Annotated in this window: 12 protein-coding genes; 6 read left to right on the top strand and 6 right to left on the bottom strand. The window is 41.6% G+C overall.

Features of this window, described 5'->3' with window-relative positions:
* Nucleotides 1–4 precede the first annotated feature (4 nt).
* On the bottom strand, nt 5–1135 hold the full coding sequence (locus tag BM266_RS08750; RefSeq protein WP_093408458.1) for a glycoside hydrolase family 18 protein: 1131 nt from the start codon (nt 1133–1135) through the stop codon (nt 5–7).
* A 62-nt stretch (nt 1136–1197) separates the two neighbouring features.
* Here BM266_RS08750 and BM266_RS08745 point away from each other — a divergent pair, with 62 nt between their 5' ends.
* The gene (locus BM266_RS08745; RefSeq protein ID WP_093408456.1) at nt 1198–1659 is read left to right on the top strand and encodes a Cif family virulence factor; all 462 of its coding nucleotides are present in this window, start codon (nt 1198–1200) and stop codon (nt 1657–1659) included.
* Between the two features lie 153 nt (nt 1660–1812).
* On the opposite strand, the gene BM266_RS08740 is transcribed toward BM266_RS08745, so the two are convergent.
* From BM266_RS08740 to BM266_RS08730, 3 genes are all read right to left on the bottom strand, one after another.
* On the bottom strand, nt 1813–2817 hold the full coding sequence (locus BM266_RS08740; protein ID WP_093408454.1) for an alcohol dehydrogenase: 1005 nt from the start codon (nt 2815–2817) through the stop codon (nt 1813–1815).
* Between the two features lie 68 nt (nt 2818–2885).
* Nucleotides 2886–3563, bottom strand: a complete 678-nt coding sequence (locus tag BM266_RS08735) for a CPBP family intramembrane glutamic endopeptidase (RefSeq protein WP_245760412.1) — start codon at nt 3561–3563, stop codon at nt 2886–2888.
* Between the two features lie 108 nt (nt 3564–3671).
* Nucleotides 3672–5105, bottom strand: coding sequence for an L-serine ammonia-lyase (locus tag BM266_RS08730; RefSeq protein ID WP_093408451.1), 1434 nt, complete (start codon nt 5103–5105; stop codon nt 3672–3674).
* 213 nt (nt 5106–5318) lie between these two features.
* On the opposite strand from BM266_RS08730, the gene dnaK reads away from it, so the two are divergent.
* Nucleotides 5319–7253 (top strand): molecular chaperone DnaK, encoded by a 1935-nt coding sequence (gene dnaK, locus BM266_RS08725; protein ID WP_093408450.1) that lies wholly within the window; start codon nt 5319–5321, stop codon nt 7251–7253.
* 254 nt (nt 7254–7507) lie between these two features.
* Here the strand turns inward: dnaK and BM266_RS08720 are convergent, their stop codons facing one another.
* Together BM266_RS08720 and BM266_RS08715 are read right to left on the bottom strand one after the other, a co-directional pair.
* Nucleotides 7508–8758, bottom strand: a complete 1251-nt coding sequence (locus tag BM266_RS08720) for an Nramp family divalent metal transporter (RefSeq protein ID WP_093408447.1) — start codon at nt 8756–8758, stop codon at nt 7508–7510.
* 127 nt (nt 8759–8885) lie between these two features.
* Complete coding sequence (locus tag BM266_RS08715) at nt 8886–9527, bottom strand: alpha/beta hydrolase (RefSeq protein WP_093408445.1); 642 nt, start codon at nt 9525–9527, stop codon at nt 8886–8888.
* Nucleotides 9528–9675: 148 nt separating this feature from the next.
* Here BM266_RS08715 and BM266_RS08710 point away from each other — a divergent pair, with 148 nt between their 5' ends.
* The 4 genes from BM266_RS08710 (at nt 9676) to BM266_RS08695 (ending at nt 13492) form a co-directional block, all read left to right on the top strand.
* Entirely contained in the window at nt 9676–10095 is a 420-nt protein-coding gene (locus tag BM266_RS08710; RefSeq protein WP_093408442.1) for a PaaI family thioesterase, read from the top strand.
* Entirely contained in the window at nt 10096–11250 is a 1155-nt protein-coding gene (locus tag BM266_RS08705) for a chorismate-binding protein (RefSeq protein WP_093408439.1), read from the top strand.
* Between the two features lie 94 nt (nt 11251–11344).
* The gene (gene menD / locus BM266_RS08700; protein ID WP_093408437.1) at nt 11345–13078 is read left to right on the top strand and encodes a 2-succinyl-5-enolpyruvyl-6-hydroxy-3-cyclohexene-1-carboxylic-acid synthase; all 1734 of its coding nucleotides are present in this window, start codon (nt 11345–11347) and stop codon (nt 13076–13078) included.
* Nucleotides 13079–13147: 69 nt separating this feature from the next.
* Complete coding sequence (locus tag BM266_RS08695; protein ID WP_093408434.1) at nt 13148–13492, top strand: DUF2853 family protein; 345 nt, start codon at nt 13148–13150, stop codon at nt 13490–13492.
* Nucleotides 13493–13549 lie beyond the last annotated feature (57 nt).

Raw genomic sequence — 13549 nt, 5'->3', positions numbered from 1 at the left:
TGTTTTATTGTTTTTTAAGTTCAGAACAGAGCGTGGTAAGTAATTCGCCATCATCGCCGTGATATTGCCAAAACATAGCGCCACCAAGTTCATTATCTTTTATAAATTTAGCTTTTGCACGTATAGAAGCTAGATCATCATAAGTGATAAAAGTACCGGTAGCTTCACTCCAAAGAAACGGTGCTTTGGCTGCTTCATCCCAATAGCGTTTATATTTTCCCGTTTTCAAACTATCCTTTATTTCGCGATAATTTATACTGAATGCATTTCCGAAAGCTCTTTGATGTAACCCAAAGTTTTTATTTTCGGTTTCGTGCCAACCTCTTCCATAAAAAGCCACTCCAACAATGATTTTTTCTGAAGGGGCTCCGGCCTCCAAATGCTCTTTTACTGCTGTTTGGGTACTTTGTTTATAATTATCAGGATCTGTCTCTGAAATATATAAATTGGTATGATGCGACGTAGAATCGTTCCATCCGCCCTGATAATCGTAACTCATAATATTTATAAAATCCAGATAGGGATGAATTTTGCTTAATTCGACATGATCTAAATATTCCTGGTTAGCGGCAGTCGCGATGGTGAGTAGATAATTTCTCTGGTCAACTTTACCGAGAGAATCTAATTTTTTCCTGAAAAGCTTTAAAACGAAAGTAAAGTTTTGTTTGTCTTCGGGGGCGTGTGCATTTCCAGCACCCGGCTGCCCGGGATATTCCCAGTCTAAATCTATCCCATCGATTTTGTGTTTTTGAAGAAAAGAAATTCCGCTGTTGGCAAATCGCTCCCTTGCAGTTTTAGTTGCAACTGCTTCAGAAAAACCACCAGACCACGCCCAGCCTCCCACAGAAATTAGAATTTTTAGATCAGGATTTGTTTCTTTTAAACTGTTAATCTTTTTCAGGCGTTCCTCATCTTTTGAGTTTCCAAATATGATTTTTCCGTCTTTAATATTCGCGAACGCGTAATTAATATGGGTAAGTCTTTCCGGAGAAATCTCCCCAAACTTATCATCCACATTACCTCCAACGATATAGCCTATAATCTTTTTATTGTTCTTCTCTTGAGATTGTATTTCCAGATTATTAAAAAGAAAACCTACAAATAGACAAAAGGCAATAAAGGATGTTTTTTTCATAATTAGAAGGATTAGATTAAAACTTTAAAATACTAAATTAGCGTTTAAATATAATTACAGAAATGAAGAAGTTATTCCTAATTAGTTTTTTACTTATGTGTCAGATAGGCTGGAGCCAGAATGCAGAGAAAGAAAACCTTAAAGGTTTAATTGAAAACTTTTTTGAGGCTTTTCATCAGCAGGACACTGTAAAACTCAGAAGTTTCGCACATCAGGATGCGGTTTTGCAAAGCATTTCGGTTTCTGAAGAAGGAGAAACTAAACTCACTACAGAGTCTTATTCAAAGTTTTTAAAAGGAATTGTCTCTATTCCTGAAACCACGAGGTTCGAGGAGGTTTTGCATGATTTTGAAATTTCCGTTCACGGCAAAATGGCCAATGTTTCCACGCCTTATTCTTTTTATCTGGATGGGGAATTCAGTCATTGTGGGGTGAACTCTTTCCAATTGATGCAAGTGGAAGAGGATTGGAAGATCATTTACCTGGTAGATACCCGGCAGAAGACGGGCTGTAAGAAGAATTAGGTATCTTTCAAACAACGAAACCCCAGGTGGGAGTTTCGCTATAAAGAATCCCATTATATCAGTTCGAGCACAGTCGGGAATTATTTGTTTATATAGCTCAAAATATTCCGACTCCACCCGAAGTGATACATTTTCATTCAATGTGACAAAAGATCAAGGTTTCAACACCACCCGGAAACGGGCTTTGTTATTGATCATTCTGTCATAGGCTTCATTTACCTTATCCAGTGGAAATTCTTCAATTTTAGCTTTGGTTCCCGTCAGTGCGCTGAAGTTTAGTGTATCCTCAGAGTCCATCGCTGTACCGCTGGGCCATCCTGCCACCGATTTTCTTCCCATCAGCAATTCCATAGGCGAGACTTCTATCGGATCGCCGGTAGCAGCTACCATAAGTAACTTTCCGTCTGTTCCCAGGCCTCCAATAACTGAGGTTATCGCTTTGCTATACGGTGCAGTGGCGAGAATAAGTTTTGCACCTCCCAGGTTTTGTAATTCCTTTGCGGCATCCTTTTCATCGGTATTGATGAAGTGATGAGCTCCGAGTTCTTTTGCCAACTCCTTTTTGCTTTCACTTGTGGAAATCGCCACGGTACGCATTCCCATTTTGGCGGCGTATTGCACGGCCAGATGACCCAGACCACCAATTCCCTGTACCGCTACCAGATCGCCGGGTTTAATTCCCGAATTTCTTAGGGCATTGAAAACCGTGATTCCCGCACAGAGCAGGGGAGCAGCCTCAGCCGAAGAAAGTTCTTCGGGAATGGCCGCAATAGCTTCTTTTGGGGCACACATATATTCGGCGTAGCCTCCATCATAGGAAATCCCACTAATCTGGGCATTTTCGCAGCTAATGAAATCACCGCGTCGACAGGGTTCGCATTCGAAACAATGTCCGCCGTGCCAGCCAACACCTACCCGCTGACCTTTTTTCCAGTTTTTCACCTTTTCTCCTACTTGCTCTACAATTCCCACTACCTCATGGCCGGGAACACGTGGATATTCAATTCCGGGGAAAATCCCGTCTTTTACAAAAGCATCACTATGGCAAATGCCACAAGCTTCCACTTTTATTAAAACTTCATTTTCTTTTGGGGAGGGCTTATTCATATCAACAAGGACAAAATCCCCTCCTTTTTCTTTTACTTGTGCAGCTCTCATAATTATTATTTTGTTTAGCTGATAAGTTACGAAATGGCAAAGGGAACAACTTTTAAGCCTTTGTTAAATTAAAGAAGGCGGGGCAAGAGAAAGAAAACCACCACGGCATTGTTCATGGCGTGCAAGTAGATGGGCCAGATAAGACTTTGGTTTTCTATTTTTATCTTTCCGAAGAAATATCCTGCGATTATCCGCGGGAATATTAATATCAAAAGAATTATATCGAACTGCCAACCTTCGATATAATTCCATACGTGCACCAACCCGAAAAGTATAGCGGTGATTATCCAGAAAATAACATAATTGCGGTAAAGAAATACCCTGAATTTTCTCAAAAACCGGGCTGGTTTCAGGGCCAAAAAGAAAAGAAAAAGCAGAAAAGCCGAAAGGACTACCAAGCTGTATTTCAAAATAGCGTTAGCTTCAGCAGGAATAAATGCGAGAGCGATAAAACTTAAAACCGCACAAATGAAAATATAAATTTCGGTAAGGCTGGGTTTTACCAAACTTCGAAAAAGACTTTCCTCCAGGATCGGAGCTATAACCACAGCCATTATCACAAAAGCCAGCGGACTTTCATTCATAAAATTAAATAGCTCGGTTTGCTGGTATTTTTCAAGGTCTATCGAAGGAATAACCGTTGTGAGGAAACCCAACAGAAAAAAGAACAAAAAATAAGTTCCCAGCATGAACCAGTAATTACGGAATAGGTTTCTGGTTTTTGGGGAAAGTTTCAGTAACTGCAAGATTCGAATTTTAAATATTACTGCAATTTAAACTGTCTGTGATTAAAGCTATGACTTTATAATTATTTATTTCCAAATTACCTGCTCCTTTCCTTTGGGGGGAGGCCTTTAACAATCACTCAAATTTACCTTCACGGCAAGACCGCCTTCTGAAGTTTCCTTATATTTAGAATTCATATCCTTTGCGGTATCCCACATCGTTTCAATAACTTTGTCGAGGGGTACTTTAGCTTTACTGGCATCGCTTTCCAGAGCAATTTCAGCGGCGTTTATGGCTTTAATTGCACCCATAGAGTTTCTTTCAATGCAAGGTATCTGAACCAGTCCGGCTATTGGATCGCAGGTGAGGCCAAGATGATGTTCCATCGCGATCTCAGCGGCCATAAGAGATTGTTCGGGAGAGCCTCCCAGTAGATCTGTTAATCCGGCTGCGGCCATTGCAGAGGAAACTCCAATTTCAGCCTGGCAACCGCCCATCGCTGCGGAAATGGTAGCTCCTTTTTTAAATAAACTGCCCACTTCTCCGGCTACCAGCATAAAGCGTTTCAGGTCTTCAAAAGTGGCATCATGGTTTTCGATCACCATATAGTACATCATCACAGCGGGAACGGTTCCGGCACTGCCGTTTGTAGGAGCGGTGACTACCCGGCCCAGGGATGCATTTACCTCGTTTACACTAAAGGCGAAGCAACTAACCCATTTAAGGATCTGGCGGAATTTAACCTCAGTTCTTCTTATGGCGTTGATCCATTCATCCTGATTTGAATATTGCTGGTCTCCTATAAGACGCTTGTGCATTTCGAAGGCGCGGCGTTTCACGTTAAGTCCGCCGGGAAGCGTGCCTTCGGTGTGACAGCCAATATACATAGATTCCAACATCACATTCCAGATCTGGCGCAGACCGGTATCGATCTCTTCATCACTGCGGAGCGATTTTTCATTTTCCAGAACTACTTCTGAAATGCTCTTGTTCTGCTCTCTGCAATACTGAAGTAATTCGGTAGCTTTTTCTATGGGAAACGGAAATTCCAAAAAGCTTTGCATTTTTTGGCTTGCGTTCTTGCGTTCCTTCTTCACCACAAATCCGCCTCCGATGGAATAGAAAGAAGATGAGTATTTTTTACCGTCGGAAAGAGTCGCTCTAAATGTCATTCCGTTTGGATGGAATTCCAGGAATTTCCGGTTAAATTTTACATCGGTTTCAATATTAAAAGGGATAGATCTTTCTCCGTTAAGCAACAATTCAGCATCCTGTCGGATTTTTTCTGTCTCACTGTCAATTATACTGATATCCATTGTTACCGGATCGTGGCCTAAAAGTCCCAATATCGTGGCAACATCTGTGGCGTGACCTCTTCCGGTTAGAGAAAGTGAACCGTAAAGATCTATATGTATTTTTTCAACCTGGTCGAAACATCCTTTTTTCTTTAATTCAGCAATAAAACGCTGGGCAGCACGCCAGGGACCAAGAGTGTGAGAGCTGGATGGGCCAACACCCACTTTCAGCATATCAAAAACGCTTATACATTCAATTTTTCGCATTCAGAGCAAATATTTAGAGTGCAAAAATAGTGAATTGAAGATCGCTTACATAGCAGAAAACAGAAAGATTACAACGTTTTCGTAAAGCAATTTCGGCAAGGCTCTTTAGAAAAAGTGACAACCTGTCAGAAGTTTTTCGCTGGCATAATGATTGACTTTAACACAGCGAACTCAAAAAGAATCTAGTAAATATATAATTCAACGTATAAAGTTATGAGTAAAATAATTGGAATTGACTTAGGTACTACCAACTCGTGCGTTGCCGTAATGGAAGGTAACGAACCAACGGTGATACCTAATGCTGAAGGTAAGAGAACTACGCCTTCTGTAATTGCCTTTGTGGAAGGCGGCGAAATAAAAGTAGGAGATCCTGCAAAACGTCAGGCTGTAACCAACCCTGAAAAAACTGTAGCGTCTATCAAGCGTTTTATGGGGAATAAATATTCTGAGTCTTCAAGAGAGGCCGGAAGAGTTCCATATAAAGTGATTAAAGGAGATAATGATACTCCACGTGTAGATATAGACGGAAGAAAATATACTCCGCAGGAACTTTCAGCAATGATCCTTCAGAAAATGAAGAAAACTGCTGAAGACTACCTGGGACAGGATGTAACCGAAGCGGTGATTACCGTACCGGCTTATTTTAACGATTCTCAGCGTCAGGCTACAAAAGAGGCCGGAGAGATCGCCGGACTTAAAGTTCAGCGAATCATTAACGAGCCTACTGCAGCAGCTCTGGCTTACGGATTGGACAAAAAATCTCAGGACCAGAAGATCGCGGTTTATGACCTTGGTGGTGGTACTTTTGATATCTCTATCCTTGAATTAGGAGATGGAGTTTTTGAAGTATTATCTACAAACGGAGATACTCACCTTGGTGGAGACGATTTTGACGAAGTGATCATCGACTGGCTTGCTGATAGCTTCAAGAAAGCTGAAGATATCGATTTAAGAAAAGATCCGATGGCGCTTCAGCGTTTGAAGGAAGCTGCTGAGAAAGCTAAAATTGAGCTTTCCTCTTCTACTCAAACCGAGATCAACCTGCCGTATGTAACTGCAACTGCCAGTGGGCCAAAACACCTTGTAGAAACCCTTACCCGTTCTAAGTTTGAGCAATTGGCTGACGAATTGGTGAAACGTTCTATGAATCCGGTGAAAAAAGCTTTGGATGATGCAGGGCTTTCAAAAAGTGATATCGATGAGGTAATTCTTGTTGGAGGTTCTACCCGTATGCCTAAAATCCAGGAAGAAGTAGAGAAATTCTTCGGAAAAAAACCTTCTAAAGGCGTAAACCCTGATGAGGTTGTGGCTATTGGTGCTGCGATCCAGGGTGGAGTATTAACCGGAGACGTTAAAGATGTATTACTTCTTGATGTTACCCCACTTTCCCTTGGTATTGAAACTATGGGTGGAGTGAATACTAAATTGATTGAATCTAACACGACTATCCCTACTAAAAAATCACAGACTTTCTCTACCGCTGCAGATAATCAGCCTTCAGTAGAAATTCACGTGTTACAGGGAGAGCGTCCAATGGCCGCCGATAACAAGACAATTGGTAGATTCCACTTAGATGGAATTCCACCGGCACCAAGAGGTACACCTCAAATTGAAGTGACCTTTGATATTGATGCCAATGGTATCATTAAAGTAAGCGCTACCGATAAGGCTACCGGAAAATCTCAGGATATTAGAATTGAAGCTTCTTCAGGACTTACCGAAGAAGAGATCCAAAAGATGAAGCAGGAAGCCGAGGCTAATGCTGAAACCGATAAAAAGGCCAAGGAGAAAGTAGATAAGCTTAATGAAGCTGATGCTATGATCTTCCAAACCGAAAATCAATTGAAGGAATTTGGTGATAAACTTTCTGACGACAAGAAAAAGCCTATCGAAGAAGCTTTGGAAGAGTTGAAGAAAGCTTACGAAACCAAAGAAATTGAAACCATTCAACCTGCATTGGATAAGATCAATGAAGCCTGGAAAACCGCATCTGAAGAGATGTACAAAGCACAGGCAGAAGCCCAGGGCGGACAAGCCGGAGGCCCACAAGGAGGTCCTGAAGGCGGAGCCGAGGGTGGTCAACCCGGAGGAGGAGACTCCAAAGGTGGAGATGATGTTGAAGATGTAGATTTTGAAGAAGTGAAGTAAGCAGAGAGCCACTCTTCACCCCGCTATGCGGAGGTGAAAAGTGTACGAATCGCTTATCCCGAACTTGTTTCGGGATCTCAAGTCAAATAATACTAACCCTTGCAGGCTTCCAAAGCCTGCAAGGGTTTTTTAGGGAATTACATCGGTAGCTCAAGTCACTATAAATTAAATAAGCAAAGCGTAATCTGCAAAGGTTGCGCTTTTGTTTTTTGTTTACAATTCAACCCTTATTGAACCCTGCAAGGGTTTTTTTCTTAAAATAAAGTATAATACAAATACCCCAAATTAAACAGCACCAAAAATAAGAAGCATATCAGGCTAAAAATTTTGTAATTTCTTCCGGGTCGGTGTTTTTTGGGCATTTGATTTCCCGTAACCAGTTTATAATTAAACCAGGCTAAAAACGGCGCCGAGAGAAAGGAAAGTCCGGCGGCAAAATCAACCAAAAGCGTAAAGGAACCTGAAAGAAAAAATAATATGGAAAGCGAGAAAACCGGAATAAGAAAGATTGTCCAGGTGTAGATCTTCCATTTTTGTTTTCTGTCTTTCGGTGAATTTTTCTCCGGGTCTTTTAATTCTGAAATTACTCGTGGAAAAGCATCGGTAACGGTGATCACAGTACTTAGCATAGTGATGAATGCGGCAATAGAGATTAAGGGTTTGCTCCAGGCCCCAAGAGTTTTTCCGTAGAGTTCTACCAGCTGGCTGGAAAACTCCACACTGTTTCCTGAAAAGGAAGATCCGCTGCCAAACATCACCAAAACTCCCAACAGGAAAAACAGTAATCCAATAAAAGCAGCGGCAAGATAGCCGACATTGAAATCGGCGAATGCACCTAGCACGGAGAGTTTCTGATTGCTTTGAATCGCTTTTTCCCGGGTCCAGATAGAATGCCAGACAGAAGCATCAAGCGGGATAGGCATCCACCCCATAAATGCGATAATAAAGCCCAGACTGGCGGTGGTCCAGAGTGAGGGAGCCGGAGTGTTAACAGCAGTTTCCAGCGTTCCTGCGCCAAAAGCCATAATTACGGCGAAAAGTGTGGCCAAAGTAAGCAAGCTCACGATTACCTTCATACTTTTATCAAGGCCGGGATATTTTCCGATTAAAAGTAAGGCGATACTGGCTCCAAGAATTGTTAGACTCCAGATAAAAGGCGACCAGCCAAAATTGAAAAGGCGTTCTGCAAGGCCCGCAGTAACAATGGTAACCGCCGCCTGAATTATGAACATACTTCCAATGGTAATAAAAATGTAAATCCAGTAGGGAAATTTTCCCAGGCGTTTATAACCTGAGATTAAATGTTGGCCGGTAGCTGCTGCATAACGTGGGCCAAATTCCAGAAAAGGATATTTAGAGATACAGGCAAGAATAAGTACCCAGATTAAGATAAATCCATAATCGGCACCTGCCCGTGTAGCCTGCACTAAATGAGATACTCCAATGGCAGCTCCCGCGAGCAGGAAGCCGGGGCCTATGCTTTTTAGGATTTTTTTATTTTTCAAAAATTAGTTGAGTTAGTTTGAACTTTTATGAATATAAATTTAAAAGGATTATCGGATTTTGCAATTTAATCCAAAAACCCTTGCAGGGTTGCGAACCCTGCAAGGGTTTTTATAAGGGTCTGATTAATTAAATTTCTGCCATTTCTAAAATCAGTTCTTTGCTCACTTCGTGACCTCCGTTAAAAGTTTTGATCTTCAAATCTGATGGAAATATTTCTTTCAGGCGCGCTTTTTCTTTCTTTATAACGCCCTCTTTTAAATATTCATCCTGTTTCCCATAGATAAAAGAAAAGCTAGTGTTTTTCAGGAAAGAAAAATCTTCAGCATTTAATTCCGCAGGCACTTTTCCTGAATGCATTATCAGGTGGTCACAGGTAATATTTTTTTTTGCAACCCACCTTGTTACCACCGAAACACCCTGGGAATAACCAAATAGAAGAAGTTTTGGAGCATCTTGAAGATTTTCAGCTTTATAGATTTCATCGAGATAATTCAATACATTTTCGGTTTCCAGTTCGGTGTTTTCGCGGGTTAACCAGGAAGCGCCTACGTGGGTATATTTTCCGTTGAGATAATACTTGGAAGGTGCCTGCGGAGCGATGATATAATTCTCTTCCGGGTCCAGATGTTTGAAATATTTCAGGAAATATCTGCTTAAATAACCGATGCCATGGCAAACCATCCAAACATTTTTTGTCTTTGAAGTAAAAGTGTTTAAAACTTCATAGGTATTGGTGCTTTGGTAGGAAACCTGTTTCTCACTGCTCATTTTTACGTATTTTTACTTTATAATCGGGAATTTAAAGGTTTTGAGGTTTGCCTGCCCGTTCCGCAGGCGGGCCTCGAAATCAATATTTTTCTAAAATGCTTCGTGGGCGTGCCCCGAGGTAATTTACAAAGTAACCAATCTTATTGTGATGACCCAAGAAGAAATTCTGGAGCTTTCCAAAAAAGTGTCTAAAAACACCCTGATGGAAACCCTTGATATTGAATTTACTGAAGCCGGAGACGATTATCTTGTCGCGCGAATGCCGGTAACCTCCAAAGTACATCAGCCTGATGGCGTGTTACACGGTGGGGCCAGCGTGGCCCTGGCCGAAAGCGTGGGCAGCCTGGCGAGTTATGTCTTTTTGAATACCGAAGAATTGTTTGTTCGCGGGATAGAGATCTCGGCAAATCATTTAAGAAGTATTTCTGAAGGTTTTGTCTATGCAAAAGCCAGTTTTATACATAAAGGCCGTACCACACAGCTTTGGGAAATAAAGATCACCGATGAGGAGAACAACCTGATCTCCCTTGTGAAACTCACCACTATTGCTTTACCAAAAAATAAGTAAATGATGAATGCAGAAGAATTTTTTAATCGGCTTGAAGAGCATTTGCAACAAGATAAGCCTTTTGCAGCCTGGCACGATCCGGGATCGGGCAGGGGAATGACCACCGCTTTGTTGCAGGATGATGCTTCGGAAAATCTTGTGGATGATTTTAATGAAAGCGGATTTGTTTTCGCACCTTTTCAGAATGATTTACCAACCTATATTATTCCGCAGGAAAAAGCTGAATTCCTGCAAACGGAATATTCCGGGTTTATAGATCACGAAAAGGCCCTGGAGAAGGAAAGTCCTGATTTTCCACCGGAACAATTTATTCAGAAGGAAAAATCTGCTCACGAAAATCTTGTTCAGAAAGGTATTGACGAAATTAAAGCCGGAGCCTTTAAAAAAGTGGTGTTGTCCCGAAAGGAAGAAGTGGAAACTCAATTGGGGCCGCTGGAAATATTTAAGGATCTGCTGAAGAAATATAAAGAGGCTTTTGTTTATATCTGGTTTCATCCAAAAACAGATATCTGGTTGGGCGCAACTCCTGAAACCCTGCTTAAGGTAGAAAGGAATAAATTTAAAACGATGGCCCTGGCGGGAACTCAGGCTTTTAAGGGAATTACCGATGTGACCTGGGGAAAGAAGGAAATTGAAGAGCAAAAGATCGTGACCGATTTTATTCTGGAAAACGTCGAAAAGGTAACCATCGGAAAGGTGGATAGATCTGAGGCCTATACAACGAAAGCCGGAAACCTCCTGCATCTGCGCACCGATATTCAGGGCGATATTCAACCCGGCACTTCAAATTTAAAAGAATTGATTATGACGCTTCATCCCACTCCTGCCGTTTGTGGTATGCCCAGGGATATTGCTAAGCAGTTCATATTAGAAAACGAAAATTACGACCGCGAATTCTACACCGGTTTTCTGGGTGAGTTGAATTTCAAAAAAGAAACTAAGCGCAGCTCGAACCGAAGAAACCAGGAGAACCAGGCATATGCAAGCATCAGTTCGTCAACGTCATTATTTGTCAACCTGCGCTGTATGAAGATTGAAGATGATGAAGCCGAGATCTTTGTTGGGGGCGGGATTACCAAAGATTCAGATCCTGTACAGGAGTTTGAGGAGACACAAAACAAGGCACAAACCATCAAGGCCGTATTAGTAAAATAAATCCGCTTGAAAATTGTAATTTTGGGTGAGAAATAGAGCGTTTCTTTGAGTTGGAACTCAGTTTCAGCTGGACGACTTTTCAAAACATAGATTTGTGAAATATTCCAAAATACCAGTTGCCCGCTCGGTTGTAGCACTTTGTGTGGCCAAAAATATACATCACGTAGTAATTTCCCCCGGATCGCGAAATGCCCCGCTAACCCTTGGATTTACCCATCATCCCGAAATAAAACCATACAGCATAGTAGATGAGCGTTCCGCGGCATTTTTTGCCCTGGGAATTGCTCAGCAACTAAAGCAGCCGGTGGCGCTGGTTTGCAGTTCAGGATCGGCTTTGCTGAATTATTATCCCGCCATAGCCGAAGCTTTTTACAGTGACATTCCCTTGGTGATAATTTCAGCCGATAGGCCAATAGAGCGCATTGACATTGGCGACGGACAAACCATAAGACAGAAAAACGTATTTGAGAATCATATTCTTTATTCGGCGAATTTGCACTCAGAGCTGGTTTTAGACCAAACCACCACTGATCCCAAGCTTCAGCAGAAACAATTTGAAGCGCAGAAACACAACGAAAGGGAGATCAATCTGGCATTGAATAAGGCCATAGAAGGAAAAGGCCCCGTGCACATCAATGTGCCTTTTTACGAGCCCTTGTATGACCTTGTTGAAAATGTTGAGGTGAATCCGCTGCAGATCTTGCCAGAGCTCAAGGAGCGCACTTATACCGAAAAACAATTAAGCGCCTATGCCGATATCTGGAATAAGGCAAAGCGAAAGATGGTGATCGTGGGAGTGGCTCAACCCAATGCAGTTGAACAAAGGTTTTTGGACGAACTGGCGCAAGATGATTCGGTGATCTTTTTTACCGAAACCACCTCAAATTTGCACCACCCCGATTTCATTACCCGAATAGATACTGTAATTGGTCCTATTGAAAGGGAAGCAAATCCTGATGAGTTTTTTAAAAAACTCCAGCCGGAGATACTGCTCACTTTTGGGGGAATGATTGTTTCTAAAAAGATCAAAGCTTTCCTAAGGAAATATCAGCCCCACCAACACTGGCATATTGACGATAAAAAAGCATACAACACCTTTTTCTGCCTGAACAAACATTTTGAAACCGATGTAAATTCGTTTTTCAGCAATTTTCTTCCTTTGGGAAAGAATAAGGAGAGCGATTACGGGAACTACTGGAAAGAGATCTGGCAGAAACGCCAGCAAAGGCACGAAGAATATATGGATGAAATTCCATATTCCGATCTTAAGGCTATGCAGCTTGTCGCTCCTGAGGTTCCTGAAAACTATATGCTTCAGCTGGGGAACAGTTCCATTATCCGTTATGCGCAGTTGTTCAAATGGAAAGAGACCTTGAGGATCTTTTGTAACCGTGGCACAAGCGGAATAGATGGCAGTGTCTCGACCGCAGCCGGAGCCGCCTGCGTTTCAATAGAACCAACGCTTCTTATCGTAGGAGACCTTAGTTTTTTCTATGACAGTAATGCTCTCTGGAATAACTACCTGCCTTCTAATTTCAGGATAATTGTTCTGAATAACCAGGGCGGAGGAATTTTCAGAATACTTCCGGGGAATAAGAATACCGAGAATTTCGATACTTATTTTGAGACGATACATCAACTGGATGCAAAACCGGTTTGTGAACTTTACGGGGTGGAATATATTTCAGCTAAAAATTCAGAAGAAATTGAGAAGGAACTGCAAAGCTTTTTTAATGAATCTAAAAGGCCTAAACTTTTGGAGATTTTTACTCCCAGAAAACTTAACGATGAAGTCTTACTGGAATACTTCAATTTTATGAAATCTTAAGATTTGATCTTCGGTATTAAGTCCTGTTTTTGCTAACTTTAAGTTTATTAACCATTTAAAATAAAAAGTATGGCAACTAAAACCGATGAAAAAGTTGGAAAGTATATCCAGGACGTAAAGGAAAAAGTAGGAGAGGAGCCCGATGTTGATCTATTACGAAAAGTGACCGAAGCTTTAGGCCCAAGTATCTTCAGAAGCGATGCGGAAACTGTTTCAAGTTCTTCAGAGTCTGAAATGGAAACTGTGAAAAAGAATTTTCTCATCAAAAAGCTGGGGCTTAAGGACGACGAGAAACTGGACGTAGGCATAAATGCGGTAATGGAGAAATACGGGAAATCTAACCGGAACAAGTATCGTGCGGTGGTATATTACCTGCTTACCAAACATTTCAAGAAAGAAAGCGTCTATAAATAGACCGGAACATATAATGAGAAATCCGCTTTTTGGAAACAACAAGCGGATTTCCTGTTT

This window comes from Salegentibacter flavus (assembly GCF_900115145.1).
GTDB lineage: Bacteria > Bacteroidota > Bacteroidia > Flavobacteriales > Flavobacteriaceae > Salegentibacter > Salegentibacter flavus.
The sequence above is the reverse complement of the archived record's forward strand: the minus strand, read 5'-3'. Positions and strand labels throughout refer to the sequence as shown.

What these genes read in the sequence shown, in the direction of transcription:
- BM266_RS08710 (WP_093408442.1), top strand. Translation starts at nt 9,676, where the DNA reads ATGACCCAAGAAGAAATTCTGGAGCTTTCCAAAAAAGTGTCTAAAAAC.
- BM266_RS08740 (WP_093408454.1), bottom strand. Translation starts at nt 2,817, where the DNA reads ATGAGAGCTGCACAAGTAAAAGAAAAAGGAGGGGATTTTGTCCTTGTT.
- dnaK (WP_093408450.1), top strand. Translation starts at nt 5,319, where the DNA reads ATGAGTAAAATAATTGGAATTGACTTAGGTACTACCAACTCGTGCGTT.
- BM266_RS08715 (WP_093408445.1), bottom strand. Translation starts at nt 9,527, where the DNA reads ATGAGCAGTGAGAAACAGGTTTCCTACCAAAGCACCAATACCTATGAA.
- BM266_RS08705 (WP_093408439.1), top strand. Translation starts at nt 10,096, where the DNA reads ATGATGAATGCAGAAGAATTTTTTAATCGGCTTGAAGAGCATTTGCAA.
- BM266_RS08750 (WP_093408458.1), bottom strand. Translation starts at nt 1,135, where the DNA reads ATGAAAAAAACATCCTTTATTGCCTTTTGTCTATTTGTAGGTTTTCTT.
- BM266_RS08730 (WP_093408451.1), bottom strand. Translation starts at nt 5,105, where the DNA reads ATGCGAAAAATTGAATGTATAAGCGTTTTTGATATGCTGAAAGTGGGT.
- BM266_RS08745 (WP_093408456.1), top strand. Translation starts at nt 1,198, where the DNA reads ATGAAGAAGTTATTCCTAATTAGTTTTTTACTTATGTGTCAGATAGGC.
- BM266_RS08695 (WP_093408434.1), top strand. Translation starts at nt 13,148, where the DNA reads ATGGCAACTAAAACCGATGAAAAAGTTGGAAAGTATATCCAGGACGTA.